Raw genomic sequence first — 24,524 nt, forward strand, 5'->3', positions numbered from 1 at the left:
AGTGGTCGCTCCGAAGCTTTCCAGGTGTCTGGGGGGGGGGAGGTGTGGGGTGGGACGGACACGGATCAGGTGAGCGAGCCCGTCATGGCGAGCGAGTGCAGGAAGCGCATGAGGGTCATCAGGACGTCGCGGCTGGAGGCCCGCCGCCGCGCGTCGCACTCCATGATCGGAATGTCCGGGGAGAGGTCGAGCGCCGTGCGCAGCTCCTCGATGGGGTAACGGGGCGCGTCCGGGAAGGAGTTGATGGCGACCACGAACGGCACGCCGCGTTCCTCCAGGCGCCCCATGACGTCGAAGCTGACCTCCAGACGGCGGGTGTCGACCAGCACCACCGCGCCGAGCGCGCCCTCGAACAGGCCGTTCCACAGGAACCAGAAGCGCTGCTGGCCGGGGGTGCCGAAGAGGTACAGCACGAGCTGGTCGGTGATGCTGATCCGGCCGAAGTCCATCGCCACGGTGGTGGCCGTCTTGGACGCGGAACCGAAGTTGTCGTCGACACCGATGCCCGCCTGCGTCATGGTCTCCTCGGTGGTCAGCGGTTTGATCTCGCTGACCGAGCCGACCATGGTCGTCTTTCCGACACCGAAGCCGCCCACGATCACGATCTTGGCCGCGGCCTGTGCCGTGTGTGGCAACTGGTCCTCGGCCCGGGGGCCCGGGATGGTGTCAGAGCCTTTGAAGTCCATTCATCACCGCTTCGAGGAGGGAACGGTCGGGGAGCGCCTGGCGGACGATCGGGGAGCGTGCCGTCACCAGATCCGCCGTCAGCAGCTCGGTGATCAGCACACCCATCGCGCTGAACGGCAGGCTGAGGTAGGCCGACAGCTCGGCCACGGACAGGGGGGCGGCGCAGAGCCGGAGCAACGCCGCCTGCTCGGGCGAGGCTGAGGGCGGTGGGTCCGCGGCACGCGCCACGATTAACGTCACCAGGTCCAGCTCGGCCCGTTCACCGTCCGGGCCGGCCACCACGTACATGCGCTCCGGGTTCCTGTCCTCGCCCTCCTGGGGCTTGGGCGGTTCCGGGGCGGGCTCGCGCCTCTGGCGTTGGGGAGGCGTCATACGATCTGCCCGTTCCGCCGGGGCGGACTGGTCAGATGGCCGCCGATGCGGACGACGAGGTCGCGCATCATCGCGCTCATCCGGCCGGGTTCGCACCGCACGTCGGAGAGCACCGCGAGGAAGGCGTTGGCTCCGGCGCTCATCAGGTAGAAGTAGCCGCGGTCGATCTCGATCATGACGAGCTTCATCTCGCCGTCGCCGACGGTGAGTTCCTGGCAGACGCTGCCCGCGAGGGACTGCAGGCCGGCGCAGGCCGCGGCGACCCGGTCGGCCGCGTCGGGCTCGCCGCCGTAGCGGGCGATGCGCAGACCGTCGGCCGACAGCACCACGATCATCTCGATGCCCGGTACGCCGTCGGCGAGTTGCTTGAGCATCCAGTCGAAGTTGCCTCGCTGCTGGATCACTTGAGGTCCCCCTCGTCATCGGCCTCGGTGGGGGCCGGGTCGTTGAGCAGATGCAGGTACTTGGTCGGGTTCCGGATGAAGTCGGTGGGGTGGGTGCCGGGCTCGATGCCTTGCTTGAGCCCCTCCCAGAACGCCTCGAGGCCCTTGCCGGGGGCGTCGGGGGCGTTCATGTCGCGCAGGGGCGCGGGCTCGGGCTCGGGTGTAGCCCAGGGGTTCGCCTCGCCTCGTGCCGCGGCCTCCCGGTCTTCCCGGTCGTAGGCGGCCTGCTGGGCGATCCGCTCGGTGAGGGACGTCTTCACCCGGCTGCGACGCTGCGGCAGGCCGTTCGGCGTCCACTCGGTGACCACGGGGACGTCGTCGTCCTCCAGGGAGACCGTCTCCGGGATGCGCGGGTTGGTGGGGCGGCGCTTCTTCGGCGTGCGCTTCGGCCCCTCGGGGAGGCCGACCGGCATGGGGATGCCGGTGGCGCCGATGCCGTGGGCGAGTCCGACGCCGGGCTCGTGGGTGATCATCTCGCTCGGCACGATGAGGATGGCGCGGACTCCGCCGTACGCGGAGGCGCGCAGCGAGACCTGCATGTTGTACGCCGCGCAGAGGCGACCGACGACGGCGAGGCCGAGGCGCGGGTGCTCTCCGATGTCCTGGAGGTCGACGCCCGCCTTGGCGGCCTCCAGCATGCCCTCGATCCGGGCGCGGGCCTCCTCGTTGAGGTTGACACCGCCGTCCTCGATCTCGATGCAGACGCCGGTCTGCACCTCGGTGGCGGTGACGTGCACCTTGGTCTGCGGCGGCGAGTAGCGCGTGGCGTTGTCGAGGAGTTCGGCGGCGGCGTGGATGACCGGCTCGACGTAGATGCCCTTGACGCTGACCTTGGCGATGGAGGACAGCTGGATGCGCCGGTACTCCAGGATGCGGGACATGGCGCCGCGCAAGGTGCTGTAGAGGGACACCGGCTCGGGCCACTGCCGTCCGGGGCGGCCGCCGCCGAGGACGGAGACCGAGTCGGCGAGGCGGCCGATCAGGGCGTTGCCGTGGTCGATGCGCAGCAGGTCGTCGAAGACCTCGGGGTTGCGGCCGTGGTCCTCCTCCATCTCCCTGAGTTCCTCGGCCTGCTGATGGATGATCGCCTGGACGCGGCGGGCGACACTGACGAAGGAGCGCGCGGCGGCGTCACGCATGGTCACTTCGCGGTCGACGATCTTCAGCACCGTCAGCAGCGTCTCGGCCTGCGGCTCGGGCAGGTCGCGGTACTCGGGGTTGGCGAGGCCGAGCTTGCGAATCACCTCCCTGGGGGATTCTCCGGTGCTCAGCAGCCGGAGCGCCGCGGGGATGATCTGCCGCGAGAAGCGGACCAACTCGTTCTCGTGGGCCGCGATCCGCTGTTCCAGATGCGCGGTGTGACGGGCGTGCTCACCCCGCTGCTTGCGCAGGGCACGGCCGCGGCGCACCGCCTCGGCCGCCGTCGCGATCACCAGCACGGTGGCGATACCACCGCACCAGCCGACGGCGAGCCGGGCCGGCGCCGTCACCAGGGCGACAGCGGCTCCGGTCGCCGCGGCCATCGCTATGGCCGGCAGCAGCAGCACGCGCGCGTAGGGAAGTTCACCGCGACCAGGAGGGGATTGAACACTCACCATGTGGGCCTTCTGAAAGGAGTCGGCTGGGGTTCGGAAGGACTTGCAGGGGGGTATGTCATGAAGCTGTAGGACTCTTCCGCACATTGGGGAACAAACGCACGAATTCAGCTCAAGCCGGTGCGCTGCGGGCGAGCTTAGTCCGACCGGATCATCGCTGTGTCATATTCAGCAACTGCCGGAAACCGGACGCGAAGGGATAGTACGCTCAGTCGTTTACACGCTGCGACACCGTTCGAATACGAAGGGTAGTTGCGAACGGGTATACGAAAGTCCCTCACCGTCACGAGTGAGGGACCTTCAGAACAACGCACCCTCAGGGGCGCGGGGCTGTGCCGATGTGCGGCTCCGCCGCGTGGGCGCGAGCAACCACAAACCACGGGCACCCGCGCAGCAAGCTCACCCCACCGACGAGTAGGCGACTACTCCCCGCAGCAACAGATCAACGGCCTTACGGGCGTTCTTCACGACACTGGAGCCCTGCGGCGCAGCCGCAGCGATCTGCCCCAGCACGTCAATGACCTGCTTGCACCACCGCACGAAGTCCCCCGCCGGCATCTCCGCCTCGCGCAGCACCTCGTCGAGCCCCTTCCCAGAGGCCCACATGTACGCGGCCCAGGCGAACCCGAGGTCCGGCTCCCGCTGCCCGACCCCCTCGGTCTGGCTGATCCGGAACTCCTCCTCCAGCGCGTCCAGCCGCCCCCAGATCCGCACCGTCTCGCCCAGCGCGGCCTTGGCCTTGCCCGACGGCAGCTTGGGCACCAGCGCGTCGTCCCCGACCCGCGCCTCGTACACCAACGCCGAGACACACCCGGCCAGTTCGGCCGGGCCGAGCCCCTCCCAGACGCCCTCGCGCAGGCACTCGCTGGCGAGCAGGTCCAGCTCGCCGTACAGTCGCGCGAGCCGCTTGCCGTGCTCGGTGACCTCGTCACCGCGCAGGTAGTCCATCTCGGTCAGCAGCGCCACGATCCGGTCGAACGTCCGCGCGATCGTGTTCGTACGGCCCTCGATACGCCGCTCCAGCTGCGAGGTGTCCCGCAGCAGCCGGTGGTAGCGCTCGGCCCAACGGGCGTGGTCCTCACGGTCGTTGCACCCGTGGCAGGGGTGCGCGCGCAGCGCGGTCCGCAGCCGGGTGATCTCGCGGTCGTCGGCTGCCTGGGAGCGCCGCTTGCGGTGCCGGTCGGCCGGGATGTGCCCGGCCTTGGTGCGCAGCGCGGACGCGAGGTCCCGACGGGACTGCGGGGAACGGGGGTTGAAGGACTTCGGGATCCGCATCCGCTCCAGCGGCTCGACCGGCACCGGGAAGTCGATGGCCGCCAGCCGCTTCACCTGCCGCTCGGCGGTCAGCACCAGCGGGCGCGGCCCGTCGTGGTGCTCGAAGCCGCGATGGCCGTTCGAACGGCCTGCGGGCAGGCCCGGGTCCAGCACCAGGGCCAGGCCCGCGTACTTGCCGGTGGGCACGTGGATGACGTCACCGGGTTTCAGCTTCTCCAGCGCGACCGCGGCCTCCGCACGCCGCTGTGCCGCGCCCTGCCGGGCCAGCTCGTTCTCCCGGTCCTTGAGTTCGCGGCGCAGCCGCGCGTACTCCTCGAAGTCGCCGAGGTGGCAGGTCATGGAGGCCTTGTAGCCCTCGAGCCCCTCCTCGTTGCGCTGTACCTGCCGGGAGATCCCGACGACCGACTTGTCCGCCTGGAACTGCGCGAAGGACGTCTCCAGCAACTCGCGCGAGCGGTGCCGGCCGAACTGCTCGACCAGGTTGACCGCCATGTTGTACGAGGGCTTGAAGCTGGACCGCAGCGGGTACGTGCGCGTGCCGGCCAGGCCTGCCAGGTGCTCGGGGCTCATGCCGCGCTGCCACAGCACCACGGCGTGGCCCTCGACGTCGATGCCGCGCCGTCCGGCCCGGCCGGTCAGCTGTGTGAACTCGCCCGGGGTGATGTCCGCGTGCTGCTCGCCGTTCCACTTGACGAGCTTCTCCAGCACCACCGAACGGGCGGGCATGTTGATGCCGAGGGCGAGGGTCTCGGTCGCGAACACGGCCTTGACCAGGCCGCGTACGAACAGTTCCTCGACGACCTCCTTGAAGGTCGGCAGCATGCCCGCGTGGTGGGCGGCGATACCGCGCTCCAGGCCCTCCAGCCACTCGTAGTAGCCGAGGACGTGCAGGTCCTCGCGCGGGATGGACGCCGTGCGCTCCTCGACGAGGGAGCGGACCTGCTCGCGTGCCTCCTCGTCGTTCAGCCGGAGCCCCGCGTACAGGCACTGCTGGACGGCGGCCTCGCAGGCGGCGCGGCTGAAGATGAACGTGATGGCGGGCAGCAGGCCCTCGGCGTCGAGCCGCTCGATGACCTCGGGCCGGCTCGGCGTCCACACCCGGGAACGCTGTCTGCGCTCACGCTCGCGGTCGGCCTCGCGCAGCCGGCCTCGCCGGCGGTCCTGGTACGACGGCCGGGTCGCCTCCATGCGCGCCATGCGCGTGAGGTCGGGGTTGACGGCCTTCTTGTGGCCCTCGCCCTCCTCGAACAGGTCGTACATCCGCCGCCCGGCCAGCACGTGCTGGAACAGCGGCACGGGCCGGTGCTCGGAGACGATCACCTCGGTGTCGCCGCGGACCGTGTCGAGCCAGTCGCCGAACTCCTCGGCGTTCGACACGGTCGCCGAGAGGGAGACGAGCGTGACCGACTCGGGGAGGTGAATGATCACCTCTTCCCAGACGGCGCCGCGGAACCGGTCGGAGAGGTAGTGCACCTCGTCCATGACCACGTAGCCGAGGCCCAGGAGGGTCTGGGAACCGGCGTACAGCATGTTCCGCAGCACCTCGGTGGTCATCACGACCACGGGGGCGTCGGAGTTGACGCTGTTGTCGCCGGTGAGCAGGCCCACCTTGTCCGTGCCGTAGCGGCGGCACAGATCGGCGTACTTCTGGTTCGACAGTGCCTTGATGGGTGTCGTGTAGAAGCACTTCTTGCCCTGCTGAAGGGCGAGGTGGACGGCGAACTCGCCGACGATCGTCTTGCCGGATCCGGTGGGCGCCGCGACCAGCACGCCCTTCCCCGCCTCGAGCGCCTGGCAGGCCTCGATCTGAAAGGGGTCGAGGCCGAAGTCGTACATCTCGCGGAATGAGGCGAGCGCGGTGGCCTGCTCGGCAGCACGCTTACGGGCTGCCGCGTACCGCTCGGCCGGTGAGAGGTCCTCTGTCATCGTGCTTTCGAGCGTACCGGGCCGCACTGACAACAGGACGATCATTATCCGGATCCGTTCCCGTGAAACCGGGGATCGGCGCAGCTCAGGGGCAGCGCGGCTCAGGGGCCGACGACCCGCACGCCCCCGCGCACACAGCGCGCGGTCAGCGGCAGCGGGCCCAGCGGTTCCCCGTCCGCGTACCCGGTGATCCCCTCCGCGGCGATCTCGACCCGGGCCGCCCGCAGCACGGTCACCTTCGGATGCTCGACGTGCGTCCCCCGGTACACCCGCGGAAACACCCGCAGCAGCGTCGTACGGTCGCAGTCCCCGACCACGGTGATGTCGAACAGCCCGTCGGTCAGGTCGGCTCCGGGGCAGATCCGCATGCCGCCGCCGTACGACGAGCCGTTGCCGACGGCGACGAGGGTCGCCTCGACCTCGCGCACCTCACCGTCGTCGAGGCGGATCCGGTACGGGACGGGCCGGAACGCGGCGAGTTCGGCGATCATCGCGAGCTCGTACCTGAAGCGGCCGGAGGGCCACCGCATGCGGTTGCCCCGGTCGTTGACCCGGGAGTCGAAGCCGGAGGCGAGGACCGTGCCGAACCAGCGGTCTCCCACCTGACCGAGGTCGATGTCGCGGAGCCGGCCGCACTTGAGGGCGTCGGCGATCATGCGGCCCGCGGCGGCCGGCTCGCGCACGGGCAGACCGAGAGCGCGGGCGAAGTCGTTGCCGGTGCCGACCGCGACCAGGCCGAGCGGGGTGCTCGTGCCCGCGACCGCCCGCAGGGCGAGATGGGCCATGCCGTCGCCGCCGACGGCTATCAGCGCTCCGGTGCCGCCCGCGACGGCGGCACGCGCGCGGGTGAGGGCGTCCTCGGCGTCCTCCCCGAGCACCGTACGCACCGAGAAACCGGCCGCCCGCAGAGCGGAAGCGGCCGGCTGCGCCGCGCGGGCGCCCCGGCCGCGACCCGCGGTGGGGTTGACGAAGAGGGTGATCTCGCTGGTCACGCGACCGACCCTATGAGCTGCCCGCCGGTCTTCAGGTCACGTCGTCATAACCGTTGACCCGGTCCGTGCGGTCCCCGCTCGCCTGCTCGGGCAGGGCGGCGCGGCCGGTCGTCACGGGCTCGATCTCGCCGATGTCCTCGGGGGTGAGGTCCAGCTCGGAGGCCTCGTCGTCGGCGGGGCCCAGGGCGTCGCGGCGGCTGCGACGGCGGTCGTTGAGCAGGGAGAAGGCGACGGCGGCGAAGTACAGAAGCCAGATCGGCCCGGCGAGCGCCAGCATGGTCAGCGGGTCGGTGCTGGGTGTGGCGATGGCCGCGAAGACCGTGATGGCCATGATCATGCCGCGCCACCAGCCGAGCATGCGCTTGCCGGTGAGCACCCCGGTGAGGTTGAGCATGACCAGCAGCAGGGGCAGCTCGAACGAGAGGCCGAAGACGAGCACCATCCGCATGACCAGGTCGAGCAGGTCGTCCAGCGGGAGGAGGTTGGACGTGCCGCCCGGGGTGAACTCGAGGAGCACCTTCGCCGTGGTGGGCAGGACCGTGTAGGCGAAGTAGGCACCGGCGACGAACAACGGTGCGCCCGTGCCGACGAAGGCGTAGGCGTACTTCCTCTCGTGCCGGTGCAGACCGGGCGCGACGAAGGCCCACAGCTGGTAGAGCCAGATCGGCGAGGCCAGTACGACACCGGCCATCAGGGAGACCTTCAGCGCCAGCGTGAAGGGGGTGAGCAGGCCGTTGATGGTGATCTGCGCGCACGGCTTGGAGCCCGGCTGAGACTGGGCCAGTTCCGCGAAGGTCTTGTCACAGCCGACCGAGTCGAGGATCGGCTTGGTGATCAAGTTGATGATGTCGTTGTAGAAGAAGGCGGCGAAGACCGTGACGACGACGATCGCCAGAATCGCCTTGGCGAGCCGGTTGCGGAGCTCGCGAAGGTGCTCCGCGAGGGGCATCCGCCCCTCGGGATCCCTCTCCTTTTTGCGGGCAGACTTCAGCAACCCACGTTCCCATCTCGTGCGGCGGGCCGGAGGTCACCGGCCCTGCGTCAGCGCTTGGTCGTGTCCGTCGGCTCGTTGACCGGACGCGAGCTGGTCACGTCACCGGGGGCGGCCTGGATGGTGCGCTGCGAGGGCTCGTCGGTGTTGGGTGGGCCGGCCGGGGTGGTGGACGACTTGCCTTCATCCTTCATGGCCTTGGCCTCGCTCTTGAGGATGCGGGCCGACTTGCCGAGCGACCGAGCCATGTCCGGAAGCTTCTTCGCGCCGAACAGCAGGATGATGACGACGAGGATGAGAATGATCTCGGGGGCTCCGAGCCTTCCGAACATAAGTCTTTACCTTCTCACCGAGGCGGCTGTGGTGGGGTGCTGTCCGACCGGTCGGACATGTGTCCGAACGATCGTGTCGACAGCGATCGTAACGCTCAGGGGTGAACGTGGGGCAATCCCTCTGCATCCCCTGTGCGTACTCCCGTCCGCGGCCAGTGCCTCGTTAACCGGGCCGCGACCAGCAGAGTACCTGTCCGAACCGCCGAGGTGACAGGGCGAAGTGTCCCAATGCCGGACTCACAGCCACCGGCCGGACACCTCACAGGGCGTCGACGGACCGGGCCGCGCTCTCCGCCGCCCGTTCCAGGTCCTCCGCGGCCCGGTTGATACGGCGCGCCGAGTCCGTGACCTGGCTGCCCAGGCGCTGTGCCTCGACGAAGACCCGCACGGCGAGCACCCCGAGCACGGCGAGACCCACGAATCCCACGGCAATCGCGAACATCGGCCAGAACATGACGCCGAGCCTAGACCCTTCCGACGGGCCGGATTCCCCGGCCCACTAGACGGTGGAGTGCAGCCGCAGGGTGCGTACCCCGCCGTCCGTGAGCAGTTCCACGATCCGCTCCCCCGCGGGCTTGCGGACGGCGGCGCCGCACTCCGGGCAGGTGAAGGAGTAGAACGTGGTGCGGCTCGTCGCGCCGATGGCGAGGCGCAGGGCGCCCGCGGTGAGCTCGAAGCGTTCCCGGCAGTCCGGGCAGCCCGCCCGGAACACCACGGGGGCCACGCTTCTCATCCCGGCGAACGCGGACTCCACCGTCATGCCCATCGCACCGGACGTCACCGACTCGCTCACAGCCCTGGCTCCTCTTTCTCGGGTCGTTCGCCTCCGGAGCGCCACGGCCGGTGTCGCGGGACGGCCGTCTCCGGCCGTCGACGGCGGTGGCACCCGCGGCTCACGCGCGTCTGCCGTCCGGCCCGTCCGCGACGGCGTGCACCACACGCGGCCCGCCGGCCGCCTCCACGGTGTCGATCCCGTCGTACGCCGCCAGCGCCTCGCGGGCCGCCTGCCGGGCGCTGTCCGTCAGCTCGTGCGGCGACACGATTCGGCCGTCCCGCCCGAGCCGCAGCGCCAGGCGCCGCAGCGACGCCGGTTCGGGGGTCCGCAAAGTGATACGCAGGCCGCCGTCCGGGAGCTCATCCGCACTGTCGTGCGGGTAGTACTCGGCGACCCAGCGGCCGCCCGGCCCGACCTCGACCACGACCTCCGGGTCCTCGGCCGCGGGCTGCACCAGCGCCTCGGACAGGTCCCGCAGCTCGATCTCCGGCGGTGCCGACGGCTCGTCCAGGATCTTGATCTCGGCGACCCGGTCGAGCCGGAAGGTGCGGCGCGCCTCCGAGCGGCGGCACCAGGCCTCGACATACGTGTGCCCGACGCTGACCAGGCGGATCGGGTCGATCTCCCGCTCGGTGACCTCGTCGCGCGCGGGCGAGTAGTAGCGGATCCACAGTCGGCGGCGCTCGGCGATCGCCCGGTCGACGTCCGCGAAGACCCCGCCCTCGGACTCGAAGGTCACCGACAGCCGCGAGCTGGCGCCCGCCGCCTCGCCGGCCGCGGTCTCCACCTTGGCCGTCGCCCGCAGCAGCGCCTGCCGGTCGCTCTCGCGCAGGCCGGGCAGGGTGGCCACGGCCCGGGCGGCGACGAGCAGGGCGGTGGCCTCGTCGGCGGCGAGCCTGAGCGGCTCGGCCGCCTCCGCCGCCAGGGCGGCCGGGTTGTGCCACCAGATGCGCTCGCCGTCGGTGTCGATGTCGAGCAGGTCACCGCCGCGGAAGCTGGTGCCGCACATGGGCAGCACGTCGAGGTCCGAGACCAGCTCGTCCTCGGTGATGCCGAAGGCGCGCGCGACGTCCTCGACCCGGGCCCCGGGGCGCTCCCTCAGATACGTCACCAGGGAGAGCATCCGTCTGGTCTGGTCGATGGCGTTCACGGGCCTGACCGGTTTGCCTGCCACTGTCTCGTCCGCTCCCCCTCAGCCCTTGGCCACGGCCCGCAGCCGGTCCACCACGTCGGCCCGCAGCTCCGCGGGCTCCAGGACGACCACGTCCGGCCCGAACTCCACCAGCCAGGCGTCCAGCCCGTGGCCGTACGGAATCTCCAACTCGTCCCAGCCGTCACCGAGTTCCCGGACCGAGGTGGCCTTCGCCCGAAGGGGGTACCCCGCGGCCGAGCGCAGCCGGATCCGCGCCGAGCGATCGGTGATCTCCCCGGCCCAGCTCGCGACGGTCTCACGGACGGTGACGACGTCCGGCACGTCAGCGGTGTACCGGCCGCCGCGCGAGCGGACCTTGCCGGTGATCCGCGACAGCCGGAAGACCCGCTCGGCGCCCCGGTCGCGGTCCCAGCCCGCCAGATACCAGTGGCCCCGCCAGCACTCCAGCGCCCACGGCTCCACATGCCGCTGCTCGGGGCGGGCGGCGGTGGCCTTGCGGTAGTCGAACACGACGGGCCGGCGGTCCCGGCAGGCGAGCATCAGCGGCTCGAACGCCGCCTCGTGCACGGGGATGCGCGGCTCCAGCGCGCCGTGCGCCCCGTACGGGTCGACGTCCTCGGGGAGTCCCGCCGCGCGCAGCTTCTGGAGGGCGCCGCTGGCGGCACCGGCGAGCCGGGCCTGCTGCCACACCTTGGCGGCGAGTCCGAGGGCGGCGGCCTCCTCGGCGTCCAGGGTGATGGGCGGGAGGCGGTTGCTGTCCCGGCGGGCCAGATAGCCGACCTCGCCGTCGAGGCTCTCGACGGTCTCGATGACCAGTCCGAGTTCGCGCAGATCGTCCTTGTCGCGCTCGAACATGCGGTTGAAGGAGTCGTCGTTGCCGCCCGGGCCGTTGCCCGGCCCGAAGGCCTCGACGTAGGCCTCGATGGAGTCGCGCAGCTCACGCTTGCTGAGCGGCCGCCGCGTCCCGAGCAGACACAGCGCCAGATTCATCAGCCGCTCGGCCTTGGCAATGGCCATCGACGCGCTTCGCCTCCCTATGGTGCTTACGAGGCATGACCGTACCGCTCCGCGGTGGCCCGGCAAAAGCCGAGGGCCCATGCCCGAACAGGCATGGGCCCCACGTGATCGAGTCTGTTCGGATCCTGCTCAGACCCCGAGCAGGTCGACCACGAAGATCAGCGTCTCGCCCGGCTTGATCAGAGGGGACGGGCTCTGGTTGCCGTACGCGAGGTGGGCGGGGATGGTCAGCTGGCGGCGGCCGCCGACCTTCATGCCCTGCACGCCCTGGTCCCAGCCCTTGATGACCCGGCCGCCGCCCAGCGGGAAGCGGAAGGGGGTGCCACGGTTCCAGCTGGCGTCGAACTCCTCGCCCGTGCTGAAGGCGACACCGACGTAGTGCACGGTGACCGTCTGACCCGCCTGCGCGACCGGGCCGTCGCCTTCCCAGATGTCCTTGATCTCGAGGTCCGCCGGGGGCTCGCCGCCCGGGAAGTCGATCTCGGGCTTGTCGATGCTCACTTCATCTCTCCTTGTTACGTGACCTGCGTCGGGAACAGTCTCACAGACCGGCCGGGTCAGACCGTGCCGAGGATGTCCACCGTGAAGACCAGGGTGTTCTTGGCCAGCTCACTGCTCGGGCTCGCGCCATAGCCGAGCGAGGGCGGGATCACCAGCAGCACGCGGTCGCCCACGTGCTTGCCGACGAGGCCCTTGTCCCAGCCCGCCACCACGGAGCCGTTGCCGATCTGGAAAGCGGTGGCGCCGCCGTGGTCCCAGGAGGAGTCGAACTTCTTGCCGTCCTCCCACTTGACCCCGGTGTACTGGGCGATGAGGCCCTGTCCGGCCTCGACCTTCTTGCCGTCGCCCTTGATCAGCACCTGCTGCTTGAGGTCCTTGGGAGCCTTCTCGCCCTTGGGGACGGTGATGACCGCGGCCTTCTGCGACGGCGACTTCACCTCGGGCAGGCCCGCCTCGGAGGGCACCTGCTCGCCCTTGACCTCACCCTTGGAGTCGACGCTCGCGGCACCGACCGGGTCGACCACCCAGATCAGCACGTCCTTCGCGGCGATCCCGGAGGAGGTGTTCAGGCTCTGGCCGATCAGGTCGCCCGCGGTGCCCTGCACCAGGATCCGGCTGCCGGGCTTCTTGCCCTTCACCGCGTCGAGGACCTTCGGGGGGAGCTGCTGGCTCGGCTTGCCGATCTGCTCGATGGACTGCCGTCGGGGCGCCTTGTCACCCGTCGATCCCGCGGCCCAGGTACCGCCGAGCTCCTGGTCACCGCCCCACTTCTCGACGGTCCAGTCCAGGCGGACGAAGTCCGAGCCCTTGATCGGGGTTCCGCTGCCCGCCGAGACCGTCTTGACCACGGTCTTGTCGGACGGCTTGCCGTCCTTGGGCACGGAGATCTCGGGCTTCGCCCCGACCTTCCCCTTGACCTCGGCGACGCCTTCCACCGTGTCGCCGTTGTTCCCGTCGTCCGATCCGCACGCGGCGGTGAACAACAGGGCAGGAACGGCCAGCAGCGCGGCCACGCGTCGTTTCGTGTTGTAGTTCATCAGTCCAACTGGGATCGGTGGTGTGGGGGCAATGGCCGCCACTCTACGGCGTACACGCTCCTCACTCGCCTCACCGCGCGACACGACATCACCCGGGCCGCTCCCGTACGGGCGGGTCCGGAACGGAAAGGGCCGATGCCCGGAGGTACGAAAACCTCCGGGCATCGGCTTCGCGGACTGGCCGGAACCGGCTCACATTCCGGCGATCAGCTTCTCCACCCGGTCGTCCACGGAACGGAACGGGTCCTTGCACAACACGGTGCGCTGGGCCTGGTCATTGAGCTTGAGGTGCACCCAGTCGACCGTGAAGTCACGGCGCTGTTCCTGCGCGCGCCGGATGAAGTCGCCCCGCAGCCGGGCCCGAGTGGTCTGCGGCGGAACGGACTTGCCCTCGAAGATTTTCAAGTCGTTGCAGACGCGCGCCGCCTGCCCCTTCTTCTCGAGCAGGTAGTACAGGCCACGACGGCGGTGGATGTCGTGGTAGGCGAGGTCTATCTGAGCGACTCGCGGGTGCGACATGGTCATGTTGTGCTTGGCCCGGTACCGCTCGAGGAGCTTGTACTTCATGACCCAGTCGATCTCGGTGCCGATGCGGTCGAGGTCCTCGGTCTCGATCGCGTCCAGGGTGCGGCCCCACAGCTCCAGGACCTGCTCGACGGTGCCGGTGCGGATCCCGCGGCGCTCGCAGAAGTCCACGGCCTTCTCGTAGTACTCGCGCTGCACCTCCAGGGCGGAGGCCTCGCGTCCGCTGGCCAGGCGGACCTTGCGGCGGCCGGTGATGTCGTGGCTGACCTCGCGGATCGCCCGGATCGGGTTCTCCAGGGTGAGGTCCCGCATGACGGTGCCCGCCTCGATCATGCGCAGCACCAGGTCGGTGGCGCCGACCTTGAGCAGCATGGTCGTCTCGGACATGTTGGAGTCGCCCACGATGACGTGCAGGCGGCGGTAGCGCTCGGCGTCCGCGTGCGGCTCGTCACGCGTGTTGATGATCGGCCGGGAGCGGGTCGTCGCCGAGGAGACGCCCTCCCAGATGTGCTCGGCGCGCTGGCTGACGCAGTACACGGCACCACGCGGCGTCTGGAGCACCTTGCCCGCGCCGCACAGCAACTGCCGTGTGACCAGGAACGGAATGAGAATGTCCGCGAGCCGGGAGAACTCCCCGTGCCGGGCGACCAGATAGTTCTCGTGGCAGCCGTAGGAGTTGCCCGCCGAATCGGTGTTGTTCTTGAAGAGGTAGACGTCGCCCGCGATTCCCTCCTCGTGCAGGCGTCGTTCGGCGTCCACCAGGAGTCCTTCGAGAATGCGCTCGCCCGCTTTGTCGTGGGTGACCAGTTCGATCACGTTGTCACATTCCGGTGTGGCGTATTCCGGATGTGAACCCACGTCGAGATAGAGGCGGGCGCCGTTTCGCAGAAAGACATTGCTGCTGCGGCCCCATGACACGACACGGCGGAAGAGGTACCGCGCCACCTCGTCAGGAGACAGGCGGCGCTGTCCCCTGAACGTGCACGTGACGCCGTACTCGTTCTCCAGCCCGAAAATGCGGCGGTCCATGAGGGAACATTACGCCCGATCCCCTGAACTGAAACGGGGTTCGACGGCACGGTTTGGATCATTTTCCGAACCGGCGGCAACCACCCCTCCCCCACCGGGAGCTGCGAGTACCCGCCCCGTGGCCGTCAAAACCAGCAGGGACACGCCACCCGCGACCCCCGGCAGTGCGAAGCCCCACAGGGCCCCGCCCACCTCTACGACGGGCCCCGCGACGCCCGTTCCGGCCGAGTGGCCCACGGTGAACGTCGTCACCAGCCAGGAGAACGCCTCGGTGACCGTGCCGCGCGGCGCGTGCCGGTCGACCAGGACGAAGGCGCAGGCGATGGCGGGCGCGAGGAAGACCCCGGCGAGCGCGGTCAGCGCCACCATGGGCACCGCGTCCGGCATGAGCGTCAGCGGCAGGTAACACACCACCAGAAGGGCCACCAGCACCCGCAGTCGCCGCGCGGGCTCACCGGCCCACTGCCGGGCCCCGTACACCGCGCCGCCGACCAGCGCCCCGAACCCCAGGGCCGCCATCAGCCAGCCGTACACGACGTCACCGCCGTGGTCGTCCGCGTAGGGCACCGAGGCGACCGTGATGGACCCGAGCGCCATCCCGATGAACAGGAACGCCGCCAGCAGTGCCAGCAGCCCCGGCGAGCGCAGCGCGCCCAGCCAGTGCGCCTCACGCGGCGCCGACCGCCACGCGCGCGAGGGCGGCGACACCACCACGGACAGCGCCCCCAGCACCCCGACCGCGTTCAGCACGAGCAGCGCGGCCTGGGCGGACCACAGGGAGACGCACAGCGTCACGAGCAGCGGCCCGACGGTGAACATCACCTCCTGGGCCACTGCGTCCATGGCGTACGCGGTGTGCACGTGCTCCTCCTTGCGGAGGACCGACGACCACAGGGCCCGCAGTCCGCCCTCCAGGGGAGGGGTGAAGAGCCCGGCACCGGCCACGGCGGCATACGCGAGGGGCAGCGACCCGATGCCCGCGAAGGCGAAGACGGCCATGGCGAGCCCGGAGAGAACGGCCGCGGGCAACTGCACGCGCGGCTGCCCGCGCAGGTCCACGAGCCGGCCCAGCACCGGCTGCCCCACGGCGTTGGCGACGCCGTACACGCCCGCGAGCGCCCCCGCGAGGCTGTACGAGCCGCCTTCGGCCCGTACGAACAGCAGGATCGCGATGGCCGCCGTGGCGTTGGGCAGCCGGCCGACGAGCGTGCCGACGAGCAGCCGGGCGGCGTGTCGCGCCCGAAGGATCTCCAGGTATCCCGTGGCCATGTCCCCCGCCCTAGGTTTTACGTATAACGTCGACTTCCATACGTACCATGGCCGCTGTTCAGGCGTCCAGACGAAGGAGCGGCCGACGGTGGCACGAGGCAGCACCCGCCCCACGAGCCGGGACGTCGCCCAGGCCGCCGGCGTGTCCCAGGCGGCGGTCTCCCTGGTCCTGGGGGACAAGTGGCACGGCCGCGTCTCGCAGGCAACCGCTCAGCGCGTCCGCGAGGCGGCCCGCGACCTGGGCTACCGGCCGAACCTGGCCGCCCGCAATCTGCGCCTGGGCCGTACCCGCACGGTCCTCCTGGTGGTCCCGGCCCTGACCACGGAGTTCTTCGCCGGCGTCTACACGGGCGCCACCCGCGTCGCCGCCGAGCACGGCTTCGGCGTGGTGCTCTACCCCTCCCCCGAGGGCATCGGCCCCGCCCGGGACCCCTTCGCCTCCGCGCAGGCCGCGCTCGACGGCGTCATCGCGTCCTCCATGGCCGCGGACGCGCTCAGCGCGATCCGCGGGGAGGCGCTGCCGCTGGTGATGCTGGACAGTGACCCGGCGGGCAGCCTGGGAGCGGCGACGGTCAACCTGGACATCGCCGACGGTGTCCGCCAGGTCGCGGAACACCTGCTGTCCCTCGGCCACCGCCGGTTCCTCCACCTGGCGGCGGACGTGCCGTCCTGGACCTTCGACGTACGCGCCCGGGGGCTGGCGGCCCGCCTGGCCGGGGTGCCCGGCACGTCCGTCCGTACGGCCCGCTCACCGATCTCCATCGAGGGTGCGGTGGCCGCGGCCGAAACCGCCCTCTCGGGACCCGGCCCCCGCCCCACGGCGGTGGTCTGCGACGACGACCTGCTGGCCGCCGGCACGTACAAGGCGGCTCGCCGCCTGGGCCTGCGCGTCCCGGACGACCTGTCGGTCACCGGCCTGGACGATCTGGCCCTGGCCACGGCGATCGACCCCGAGCTGACGACGGTCCGCCTGGACGCCGAGTTGTTCGGTGAACGGGGTATGGCGGCGCTGCTTGCCGTCCTGGAGGGCCGCGAGCCCGAGGGCGGGGACATCCCGGTGCGGCTGGTGGTACGGGGCTCTACGGCACCGCCGGGATCGCGGTAGCGCCCGTTGTCGCTGAGGCCGGGCCCTTAAGACACTGGGGGAGGCACGACTGCCCGCAGCGACGGCCTGCGGCAGCTAAGCCACGACGCACCCTGCACCCCCGCACGCACGGAAGGGGACGTGTCGGGGGGTGTCCGCCCGCAGCGGTTGACGCGTCAACGGACAGTCAGTCGGCGTCCGACCCCATCGCGCCGTTCCGAGGACGGACACCCCCCGGCGCGGCCCCGACCCACCACCGGCGAGCAGGCGCTACGCACGCCTCTGCGCACCCGCGCAGGCCGCCGCAGGCACAAGGCCGCGCGCCCAAGCCGCAGAACGGCCGGAGCACGCGGCTGTGGGCGATTACTCGCTGTCGCCGGACGCCTCCGACTCGGCCGCGGCGTCCGCCTCGGCCTCCGATGCCGTGGTCGCCCCGTCCGCCTCCAGCAGCCGGCCCAGCTGGCGCCCACTGATCCGCTTGAACTTCCGCTTCTGCGGTCGCGTACGGTCCAGCACCGCCACTTCCAGCCGCTCCGCGGGAATCTCCCGCTCGCTGCCGTTCGTGTCGCGGGACAGCGCCTGCACCGCCAGCCTCAGCGCCTCGGCCAGCGTCATACCGTCCTGGTGCCGCTGGTCCAGATAGCTGCTGATCTGCTCCGCGTTGCCCCCCACCGCGACCGAGCCGTGCTCGTCCACGATGGAGCCGTCATGCGGCAACCGGTAGATCTGGTCGCCCTCGGGCGTCTCCCCGACCTCCGCGACGACCAGCTCCACCTCGTACGGCTTCTCCGCCGCGCTGGAGAAGATCGTGCCCAGCGTCTGCGCGTACACGTTCGCCAGGCCCCGGGCCGTCACATCGCCCCGGTCGTAGGTGTAACCCCGCAGGTCGGCGTAGCGCACGCCACCGATCCGCAGGTTCTCGTACTCGTTGTACTTGCCGGCAGCCGCGAAGCCGATCCGGTCATAGATCTCGCTGAACTTGTGCAGCGCACGGGACGGGTTCTCCCCGACGAACACGATGCCGTCGGCGTACTGCAGCACGACCAGGCTGCGACCACGGGCGATGCCCTTGCGGGCGTACTCCGCCCGGTCGGCCATCGCCTGCTGGGGTGAGACATAGAACGGCGTCGACACCGGTTATCCGTCCCTCTCTTGAAGATTCCGTCGGTTCACTGGACCACCCTCATGAAGACAGCCCGCTGCTCACAGCAGCGCGGCCCGCGGACCGTCGGGCTGCTCCAGCCGCCGCTCCAGAATCGACCGCGCGATCTCGGACGACTCGTTCTCGGAGATCCGGCGGAAGCCGTCCTCGGTGATCACGGTGACGATGGGATAGATCCGGCGGGCGACATCGGGACCGCCGGTCGCCGAGTCGTCGTCTGCCGCGTCGTAGAGCGCCTGGACCACCAGCGTCGTGGCCTCGGCCTCGCTCAGGTCGTCCCGGAAGAGCTTCTTCATGGCGCCGCGAGCGAAGATCGACCCGGAACCGGTGGCCGCGAAGTTCTGCTCCTCGGAGCGCCCGCCCGTGACGTCGTAGGAGAAGATCCGGCCCTTCTCCCGGTCCACGTCGTACCCCGCGAACAGCGGGACGACGGCCAGCCCCTGCATGGCCATGGCGAGATTCGAGCGGATCATCGTCGACAGCCGGTTCGCCTTGCCCTCCAGCGACAGCTGCGCGCCCTCGACCTTCTCGAAGTGCTCCAGCTCCAGCTGGAACAGCTTCACCATCTCCACGGCCAGACCCGCCGTACCGGCGATGCCCACGGCCGAGTACTCGTCGGCCGGGAAGACCTTCTCGATGTCCCGCTGCGCGATGACGTTGCCCATGGTGGCCCGCCGGTCACCGGCGAGGACGACGCCGCCGGGGAACGTCACGGCCACGATCGTCGTGCCGTGCGGCGCCTCGATCGCGCCCTGCACCGGCGGCAACTTCTTGTTGCCCGGCAGCAGTTCGGGCTGGTGATCGGAGAGGAAATCCATGAAGGAGGAAGACCCTGGCGTCAGGAAGGCAGCTGGTAGACGCCCGGTGCTACGAGTGTTGGCTTCCACGCGATTCCTTCCACGTATGCGACAGCCCGCCCTGTGACGTCGGGCCGATCCTTGGAACAATCCCGGTCCGGTTGCGACCGGGGGCTCGGTATGCCACGGACCCTACCCGTCCTGCGGCGGTGATCCACATGCCCGGCGGGACCAACTCCGCGGGAGCCGCGCCGCACTTGCCGGCCCTTTGGCCCGGCGGGCCACCGGGCCCCGGGCGCCACCGACGCCCGGAGCGCCGCACACGAGGGCATCACGTCCTGCGGTGCCCCGCGCGCAGCGCTCCGCGCTCGGCTCGTCCATCACTCACGACACCCCGTTCACCTTCGGAACGAAGGCTCAGGCGCCTTACTGGCCACCCTTTTGAACGAAGGACCGCACGAAGTCCTCGGCGTTCTCCTCGAGGACGTCGTCGATCTCGTCCAGAACCGAGTCCACGTCGTCGCTCAGCTTCTCGTGACGCTCCTTGACGTCCTCCGAAGCCTGCGCCTCTGCCGCCTGCTCCTCGACCTCCTCGGTGGACCGGGTGGCCTTCTGCTGTCCGCCGCCGGTGTCCTTGGTCGCCATATCCCTCACCCCGCTCGGTTCGCCCGACACAGTTGCTCGGTCAAGATCAGACCCTACTCGCCGGGTCTGACAATGGCCCCGCTGTTGCTTCAACGTACGGGGACCACCTCGATGATTCCCGGACCTGGGATTTTCCACCCTGTCCGGCGGGCCCCACCCGAGTACCCGTTGAACGCGCTCACCCGCCCGAAAGGACCCTGACCAGGTCTTCCGCGGTGCGGCAGCGGTCCAGAAGCTCCTTGACGTGATTACGCGTTCCGCGAAGCGGTTCCAGGGTTGGAACGCGCTGGAGGGAGTCCCGGCCCGGCAGGTCGAAGATCACCGAGTCCCAGGACGCCGCCGCCACGTCGTCCGCGTACTGCTCCAGGCAACGGCCGCGGAAGTAGGCGCGCGTGTCCTCCGGTGGCGCCGTACGGGCCCGCTCGACGTCCGCCTCGTCCAGCAGCCGCTTCATGCGCCCGCGGGCCACCAGACGGTTGTACAGGCCCTTCTCGGGCCGTACGTCGGCGTACTGCAGGTCGACCAGGTGCAGCCGCGCCGCGTCCCAGTCGAGGCTGTCCCGGCGCCGGTAGCCCTCCATGAGCTCCCGCTTGGCGACCCAGTCCAGCTCTCCGGCCAGGCTCATCGGGTCGTGCTCCAGACGGGTGAGGGTGTCCTCCCAGCGCGAGAGGACGTCCTTGGTCTGGCCGTCGGCGTCCGCGCCGAACCGCTCCTCCACGTACTTGCGCGCGAGCTCGTAGTACTCCATCTGAAGCTGGACCGCCGTGAGCGTACGGCCGCTGCGCAGCGTGACCAGACGCTTCAGGGACGGGTCGTGCGAGACCTGGTGGAGGGTGCGCACGGGCTGGTCGACGGCCAGGTCGACGGCGATGAAACCGTCCTCGATCATCGACAGGACCAGGGAGGTCGTCCCCAGCTTGAGATACGTCGAGATCTCCGACAGGTTCGCGTCGCCGATGATCACGTGCAGCCGGCGGTACTTCTCGGCGTCCGCGTGCGGCTCGTCGCGGGTGTTGATGATCGGGCGCTTGAGCGTCGTCTCGAGGCCGACCTCGACCTCGAAGTAGTCGGCTCGCTGGCTGAGCTGGAAGCCGTGCTCGTGCCCGTCCTGGCCGATGCCGACGCGGCCCGCGCCGGTGAAGACCTGGCGGGAGACGAAGAACGGCGTCAGGTGGCGCACGATGTCCGAGAAGGGGGTCTCCCGCTTCATCAGGTAGTTCTCGTGCGTGCCGTAGGACGCGCCCTTGTTGTCGGTGTTGTTCTTGTACAGGTGGATCGGCTGGGCACCGGGCAGCTGGGCGGCCCGTTCCGCGGCCTCCGCCATGATCCGCTCACCGGCCTTGTCCCAGAGGACGGCGTCCCGCGGGTTGGTGACCTCGGGGGCGCTGTACTCGGGGTGTGCGTGGTCGACGTAGAGCCGTGCGCCGTTGGTGAGGATCACGTTGGCCAGGCCGATGTCCTCGTCGGTGAGCTGGCTGGAGTCGGCGGCCTCGCGGGCGAGGTCGAAGCCTCGGGCGTCCCGCAGCGGGTTCTCCTCCTCGAAGTCCCAGCGGGCCCGGCGGGCCCGGTGCATCGCCGCCGCGTAGGCGTTCACGATCTGGGACGAGGTGAGCATGGCATTGGCGTTGGGGTGGCCGGGGACGGAGATTCCGTACTCCGTCTCGATGCCCATTACTCGCCGTACGGTCATGCGGCCCTCCTTGCCCGGCGGCACCCTCGGTCGTGGGCGCCACTCAGATACCGCTGGCGCTCGGTTGCGTGTGCGGTGCCCGTCCCCGCACTGCGCGACTTGGCGGTACGCAAGAGCCTAGAACGCCTTTGCGCTGGTGGGGAGATCATTTGCGTCATTGCGTTGCTCCAGCCGTGGCCTGAAAAACAGTCGGCTGCGGGTACCCGCCGAGGGCACCCGCAGCCGCCCTGCCTTTTACAGGTACTGACCGGTGTTCGCCACCGTGTCGATGGAGCGTCCGGTGTCCGCGCCCTGCTTTCCGGTGATGAGCGTACGGATGTAAACGATCCGTTCGCCCTTCTTTCCGGAGATCCGGGCCCAGTCGTCCGGGTTGGTGGTGTTGGGCAGGTCCTCGTTCTCCTTGAACTCGTCCACGCAGGCCTGGAGGAGGTGGGAGACCCTGAGTCCCTTCTGGTTCTTCTCGAGGAAGTCCTTGATCGCCATCTTCTTGGCGCGGCCCACGATGTTCTCGATCATGGCGCCGGAGTTGAAGTCCTTGAAGTAGAGAACTTCCTTGTCGCCGTTGGCGTAGGTGACCTCCAGGAAGCGGTTCTCCTCGGACTCGGCGTACATTTGTTCGACGGCCGTCTGGATCATGCTCTGGACCGTGGAAGCCTTGGATCCGCTGTGCTCGGCGAGGTCGTCGCTGTGCAGCGGGAGGCGCTCGGTGAGGTACTTGCCGAAGATGTCCTTGGCCGCCTCGGCGTCCGGACGCTCGATCTTGATCTTCACGTCCAGTCGGCCGGGACGCAGGATGGCGGGGTCGATCATGTCCTCACGGTTGGAGGCACCGATCACGACCACGTTCTGCAGGCCTTCCACACCGTCGATCTCGGCGAGCAGCTGCGGGACGATGGTGTTCTCCACGTCCGAGCTGACACCGGAGCCACGGGTGCGGAAGAGGGACTCCATCTCGTCGAAGAAGACGATGACGGGGGTGCCCTCGCTGGCCTTCTCACGGGCCCGCTGGAAGACGAGGCGGATCTGCCGCTCCGTCTCACCGACGTACTTGTTCAGGAGCTCGGGGCCCTTGATGTTGAGGAAGAAGCTCTTGCCGGCGGCCTGGCCGGTCACCTCGGCGACCTTCTTGGCCAGTGAGTTGGCCACGGCCTTGGCGATCAGGGTCTTACCGCATCCAGGGGGCCCGTACAGCAGGACACCCTTCGGCGGCCGCAGTTCGTGCTCCTTGAACAGGTCCGGGTAGAGGTACGGGAGCTCGACCGCGTCGCGGATGGCCTCGATCTGGCCGCCCAGACCGCCGATCTGCTCGTAGCCGATGTCGGGGACCTCTTCGAGGACGAGCTCCTCGACCTCGCTCTTGGGCACGACCTCGTAGACGTAACCGGAGCGGGGTTCGAGCAGGAGGGCGTCGCCGGGGCGGATGGTGACGTCCAGCAGCGGCTCGGCGAGCCGTACCACCCGCTCCTCGTCGGTGTGCCCGAGCACCAGGGCCCGCTCGCCGTCCTCGAGGATCTCCTTGAGTGTGACGATGTCGCCGACGCGCTCGAACTCCATGGCGTCGACCACGTTGAGCGCTTCGTTGAGCATCACTTCCTGGCCGCGCCGGAGCTCGTCGAGCTCGACGCTGGGGCTGACGTTCACCCTGAGCTTGCGGCCGCCGGTGAAGATGTCGGCGGTGCCGTCCTCGTTGGCCGTCAGGAAGACACCGAAGCCGGCCGGCGGCTGCGCGAGCCGGTCGACTTCCTCCTTGAGGGCCACGATCTGGTCACGAGCCTCACGGAGCGTGTTGGCGAGCCGCTCGTTCTGCGCGGACACGCCGGCCAGATTGGTCTGCAACTCGACGATCCGCTCTTCGAGAATCCTCGTGTGTCGCGGAGAGTCGGCGAGCTTGCGTCGCAGGACGGCGATCTCCTGCTCAAGGTAGGCGATCTGCCCGGCCGGGTCGTCGGACCCGCGTCCCGGGCGGATGCCGCGGTTCATGTCGTCGTCGTGGGCTGCCACGGTCCTCACCTCCTCCAAGGGGAGCTGGACGCTTCCAGACCCTACCTGGGCGGGTGTCGATTGAAACCCCTAGATCACAAAGACGGTCGGGGTGTGTCCGATCTTCACCCTTGCGCTCTCCCTCACGCCAGGGGAATACCCAGCGAACATGATTGGAACCCAGCCTCAGGTACGGTCGAAGCGTTCAACACCCGTCAGAGCTGGCCGGATTCCCGATACGGCTCGACGCATGAAACGGCAGGAGACATGAGCGTGCAGCAGGAGGCCGGGGTCGACACCGAGGCGCTGGAGGTCTGGATCGACCAGGACCTGTGTACCGGCGACGGCATCTGCGCCCAGTACGCGCCCGAGGTGTTCGAGCTGGACATCGACGGTCTGGCCTATGTGAAGAGCCCCGACGACGAGTTGCTCCAGGACAAGGGCGCGACAACGCCCGTTCCGCTGCCGCTTCTCACGGACGTGATCGACTCGGCGAAGGAGTGTCCGGGCGACTGCATCCACGTACGTCGAGTTTCGGACAGGGCCGAGGTCTACGGGCCGGACGCGGAGTGACTACTTCTCTACGTTCCGTGACTACTGTCTGATATCTCACACGTGGGGGCGCAGGGGCCTCACACGCTGCGGGCACCGGCCGGTGCCGAGCGCACGAACGCGCCGTTCCGCCAACGCCATTTCGCGTCGCTGTGCACATCGGGGCAGCAACGCGGCACATCGGACGACGAGTAGCCGAGGAGCGCGGCCGTGACGGCGCCGTCGCGCACGGCGACGTCGCTGACGGTGGTGCCGTCCTTGGGGTCGAGCAGGGTCGCCACCACACGCGGTGCGCCGCCGTCCCGGCCCCGGGTGAGGACGTAGACACCGTCCGGCGGGGTGCCCATCGGGGAGTCGCAGTGGACCACGGCCACCGTCTCGGGGGTGCCGTCGCCGTCGAGGTCACCGGAGACCTTCTTCTCCACCACGGCCTTCACCGGGCCGCACTCGATGGGGAACTCCACCGCGGCCGGGTCGGGCGCGGCCACGTTCGCCGGTGCGCTTCTGGTCTCTGGGGCGGACGGCTGGGCCGCCGTGGCCGCGCCCGGCTGGAAGAGCGAGGAGAGGGCCACGACGCCGGCGACGGCCGTCGCGGTGGCGAGCCAGTGGATGGGGCGGGTGTGGGTGTGGGCGAGCTCCGGGACGGCGGAAGGCTGCACTAGGAGTGTCTCCTGAGGGCTGTGCCGGTGGGTGGC

Annotated in this window: 24 protein-coding genes; 2 read left to right on the forward strand and 22 right to left on the reverse strand. The window is 69.8% G+C overall.

Features of this window, described 5'->3' with window-relative positions; translation table 11 throughout:
- Window positions 1–65 precede the first annotated feature (65 nt).
- From QF034_RS07570 to QF034_RS07645, 16 genes are all read right to left on the reverse strand, one after another.
- The gene (locus QF034_RS07570) at window positions 66–686 is read right to left on the reverse strand and encodes a GTP-binding protein (protein ID WP_010045315.1); all 621 of its coding nucleotides are present in this window, start codon (window positions 684–686) and stop codon (window positions 66–68) included.
- Window positions 667–1,059 carry a DUF742 domain-containing protein gene (locus QF034_RS07575; protein ID WP_307174196.1) on the reverse strand — a complete coding sequence of 131 codons (393 nt, stop codon included), beginning with the start codon at window positions 1,057–1,059 and terminating at the stop codon, window positions 667–669. Before QF034_RS07575 ends, QF034_RS07570 begins: the two co-directional genes overlap by 20 nt.
- The gene (locus tag QF034_RS07580) at window positions 1,056–1,463 is read right to left on the reverse strand and encodes a roadblock/LC7 domain-containing protein (RefSeq protein WP_031141974.1); all 408 of its coding nucleotides are present in this window, start codon (window positions 1,461–1,463) and stop codon (window positions 1,056–1,058) included. The genes QF034_RS07575 and QF034_RS07580 overlap by 4 nt, the downstream gene beginning before the upstream one ends.
- A complete protein-coding gene (locus tag QF034_RS07585) occupies window positions 1,460–3,100 on the reverse strand; it encodes a sensor histidine kinase (RefSeq protein ID WP_307174197.1) in 1,641 nt (546 codons plus the stop codon). Before QF034_RS07585 ends, QF034_RS07580 begins: the two co-directional genes overlap by 4 nt.
- A 396-nt stretch (window positions 3,101–3,496) precedes the next feature.
- Window positions 3,497–6,343: a DEAD/DEAH box helicase gene (locus tag QF034_RS07590; RefSeq protein WP_307174198.1), complete on the reverse strand. Its 2,847-nt coding sequence runs from the start codon at window positions 6,341–6,343 to the stop codon at window positions 3,497–3,499.
- Between the two features lie 56 nt (window positions 6,344–6,399).
- Complete coding sequence (locus QF034_RS07595) at window positions 6,400–7,290, reverse strand: diacylglycerol kinase (protein WP_307174199.1); 891 nt, start codon at window positions 7,288–7,290, stop codon at window positions 6,400–6,402.
- Between the two features lie 31 nt (window positions 7,291–7,321).
- The gene (gene tatC / locus QF034_RS07600) at window positions 7,322–8,284 is read right to left on the reverse strand and encodes a twin-arginine translocase subunit TatC (protein WP_307174200.1); all 963 of its coding nucleotides are present in this window, start codon (window positions 8,282–8,284) and stop codon (window positions 7,322–7,324) included.
- A 47-nt stretch (window positions 8,285–8,331) separates the two neighbouring features.
- Window positions 8,332–8,613 carry a Sec-independent protein translocase subunit TatA gene (tatA, locus tag QF034_RS07605; protein ID WP_020271424.1) on the reverse strand — a complete coding sequence of 94 codons (282 nt, stop codon included), beginning with the start codon at window positions 8,611–8,613 and terminating at the stop codon, window positions 8,332–8,334.
- Between the two features lie 259 nt (window positions 8,614–8,872).
- On the reverse strand, window positions 8,873–9,067 hold the full coding sequence (locus tag QF034_RS07610) for a hypothetical protein (protein WP_059419435.1): 195 nt from the start codon (window positions 9,065–9,067) through the stop codon (window positions 8,873–8,875).
- 45 nt (window positions 9,068–9,112) lie between these two features.
- Window positions 9,113–9,406, reverse strand: coding sequence for a hypothetical protein (locus QF034_RS07615; protein WP_307174201.1), 294 nt, complete (start codon window positions 9,404–9,406; stop codon window positions 9,113–9,115).
- A 100-nt stretch (window positions 9,407–9,506) separates the two neighbouring features.
- The gene (locus QF034_RS07620; RefSeq protein ID WP_307174202.1) at window positions 9,507–10,562 is read right to left on the reverse strand and encodes a helix-turn-helix transcriptional regulator; all 1,056 of its coding nucleotides are present in this window, start codon (window positions 10,560–10,562) and stop codon (window positions 9,507–9,509) included.
- Between the two features lie 18 nt (window positions 10,563–10,580).
- On the reverse strand, window positions 10,581–11,558 hold the full coding sequence (locus tag QF034_RS07625) for a helix-turn-helix transcriptional regulator (protein WP_307174203.1): 978 nt from the start codon (window positions 11,556–11,558) through the stop codon (window positions 10,581–10,583).
- A gap of 129 nt (window positions 11,559–11,687) precedes the next feature.
- Window positions 11,688–12,059, reverse strand: a complete 372-nt coding sequence (locus QF034_RS07630; protein ID WP_020274869.1) for an FKBP-type peptidyl-prolyl cis-trans isomerase — start codon at window positions 12,057–12,059, stop codon at window positions 11,688–11,690.
- Between the two features lie 56 nt (window positions 12,060–12,115).
- On the reverse strand, window positions 12,116–13,096 hold the full coding sequence (locus tag QF034_RS07635) for an FKBP-type peptidyl-prolyl cis-trans isomerase (RefSeq protein WP_307174204.1): 981 nt from the start codon (window positions 13,094–13,096) through the stop codon (window positions 12,116–12,118).
- Between the two features lie 192 nt (window positions 13,097–13,288).
- On the reverse strand, window positions 13,289–14,650 hold the full coding sequence (gene pafA, locus QF034_RS07640) for a Pup--protein ligase (protein ID WP_086564699.1): 1,362 nt from the start codon (window positions 14,648–14,650) through the stop codon (window positions 13,289–13,291).
- Between the two features lie 9 nt (window positions 14,651–14,659).
- Window positions 14,660–15,919 carry an MFS transporter gene (locus QF034_RS07645; RefSeq protein WP_307174205.1) on the reverse strand — a complete coding sequence of 420 codons (1,260 nt, stop codon included), beginning with the start codon at window positions 15,917–15,919 and terminating at the stop codon, window positions 14,660–14,662.
- A gap of 88 nt (window positions 15,920–16,007) precedes the next feature.
- Here QF034_RS07645 and QF034_RS07650 point away from each other — a divergent pair, with 88 nt between their 5' ends.
- Window positions 16,008–17,024 (forward strand): LacI family DNA-binding transcriptional regulator, encoded by a 1,017-nt coding sequence (locus QF034_RS07650; RefSeq protein WP_307174206.1) that lies wholly within the window; start codon window positions 16,008–16,010, stop codon window positions 17,022–17,024.
- A gap of 342 nt (window positions 17,025–17,366) precedes the next feature.
- On the opposite strand, the gene prcA is transcribed toward QF034_RS07650, so the two are convergent.
- The 5 genes from prcA to arc all read right to left on the reverse strand — a co-directional run bounded on the left by prcA (window position 17,367) and on the right by arc (window position 23,298).
- Window positions 17,367–18,137, reverse strand: a complete 771-nt coding sequence (gene prcA / locus QF034_RS07655) for a proteasome subunit alpha (RefSeq protein ID WP_307174207.1) — start codon at window positions 18,135–18,137, stop codon at window positions 17,367–17,369.
- Between the two features lie 69 nt (window positions 18,138–18,206).
- Window positions 18,207–19,052 carry a proteasome subunit beta gene (prcB, locus tag QF034_RS07660; protein ID WP_307174208.1) on the reverse strand — a complete coding sequence of 282 codons (846 nt, stop codon included), beginning with the start codon at window positions 19,050–19,052 and terminating at the stop codon, window positions 18,207–18,209.
- Window positions 19,053–19,388: 336 nt separating this feature from the next.
- Complete coding sequence (locus tag QF034_RS07665; protein ID WP_010045349.1) at window positions 19,389–19,607, reverse strand: ubiquitin-like protein Pup; 219 nt, start codon at window positions 19,605–19,607, stop codon at window positions 19,389–19,391.
- Window positions 19,608–19,785: 178 nt separating this feature from the next.
- On the reverse strand, window positions 19,786–21,297 hold the full coding sequence (gene dop, locus QF034_RS07670; protein ID WP_370880771.1) for a depupylase/deamidase Dop: 1,512 nt from the start codon (window positions 21,295–21,297) through the stop codon (window positions 19,786–19,788).
- Window positions 21,298–21,531: 234 nt separating this feature from the next.
- A complete protein-coding gene (arc, locus tag QF034_RS07675; RefSeq protein ID WP_037671286.1) occupies window positions 21,532–23,298 on the reverse strand; it encodes a proteasome ATPase in 1,767 nt (588 codons plus the stop codon).
- A 246-nt stretch (window positions 23,299–23,544) separates the two neighbouring features.
- On the opposite strand from arc, the gene QF034_RS07680 reads away from it, so the two are divergent.
- A complete protein-coding gene (locus tag QF034_RS07680; RefSeq protein ID WP_307174210.1) occupies window positions 23,545–23,850 on the forward strand; it encodes a ferredoxin in 306 nt (101 codons plus the stop codon).
- 59 nt (window positions 23,851–23,909) lie between these two features.
- On the opposite strand, the gene QF034_RS07685 is transcribed toward QF034_RS07680, so the two are convergent.
- Window positions 23,910–24,488, reverse strand: a complete 579-nt coding sequence (locus tag QF034_RS07685) for a hypothetical protein (protein WP_307174211.1) — start codon at window positions 24,486–24,488, stop codon at window positions 23,910–23,912.
- Between the last annotated feature and the right edge of the window lie 36 nt (window positions 24,489–24,524).

The organism is Streptomyces africanus, from assembly GCF_030816955.1.
GTDB lineage: Bacteria > Actinomycetota > Actinomycetes > Streptomycetales > Streptomycetaceae > Streptomyces > Streptomyces africanus.

Bases quoted from the DNA above. Each gene is read 5' to 3' on its own strand.
- QF034_RS07570 (WP_010045315.1), bottom strand. From the start codon at position 686: ATGGACTTCAAAGGCTCTGACACCATCCCGGGCCCCCGGGCCGAGGAC.
- QF034_RS07575 (WP_307174196.1), bottom strand. From the start codon at position 1,059: ATGACGCCTCCCCAACGCCAGAGGCGCGAGCCCGCCCCGGAACCGCCC.
- QF034_RS07585 (WP_307174197.1), bottom strand. From the start codon at position 3,100: ATGGTGAGTGTTCAATCCCCTCCTGGTCGCGGTGAACTTCCCTACGCG.
- QF034_RS07590 (WP_307174198.1), bottom strand. From the start codon at position 6,343: ATGATCGTCCTGTTGTCAGTGCGGCCCGGTACGCTCGAAAGCACGATG.
- tatA (WP_020271424.1), bottom strand. From the start codon at position 8,613: ATGTTCGGAAGGCTCGGAGCCCCCGAGATCATTCTCATCCTCGTCGTC.
- QF034_RS07610 (WP_059419435.1), bottom strand. From the start codon at position 9,067: ATGTTCTGGCCGATGTTCGCGATTGCCGTGGGATTCGTGGGTCTCGCC.
- QF034_RS07625 (WP_307174203.1), bottom strand. From the start codon at position 11,558: ATGGCCATTGCCAAGGCCGAGCGGCTGATGAATCTGGCGCTGTGTCTG.
- QF034_RS07635 (WP_307174204.1), bottom strand. From the start codon at position 13,096: ATGAACTACAACACGAAACGACGCGTGGCCGCGCTGCTGGCCGTTCCT.
- pafA (WP_086564699.1), bottom strand. From the start codon at position 14,650: ATGGACCGCCGCATTTTCGGGCTGGAGAACGAGTACGGCGTCACGTGC.
- QF034_RS07645 (WP_307174205.1), bottom strand. From the start codon at position 15,919: ATGGCCACGGGATACCTGGAGATCCTTCGGGCGCGACACGCCGCCCGG.
- QF034_RS07665 (WP_010045349.1), bottom strand. From the start codon at position 19,607: ATGGCGACCAAGGACACCGGCGGCGGACAGCAGAAGGCCACCCGGTCC.
- dop (WP_370880771.1), bottom strand. From the start codon at position 21,297: ATGACCGTACGGCGAGTAATGGGCATCGAGACGGAGTACGGAATCTCC.
- QF034_RS07680 (WP_307174210.1), top strand. From the start codon at position 23,545: ATGAGCGTGCAGCAGGAGGCCGGGGTCGACACCGAGGCGCTGGAGGTC.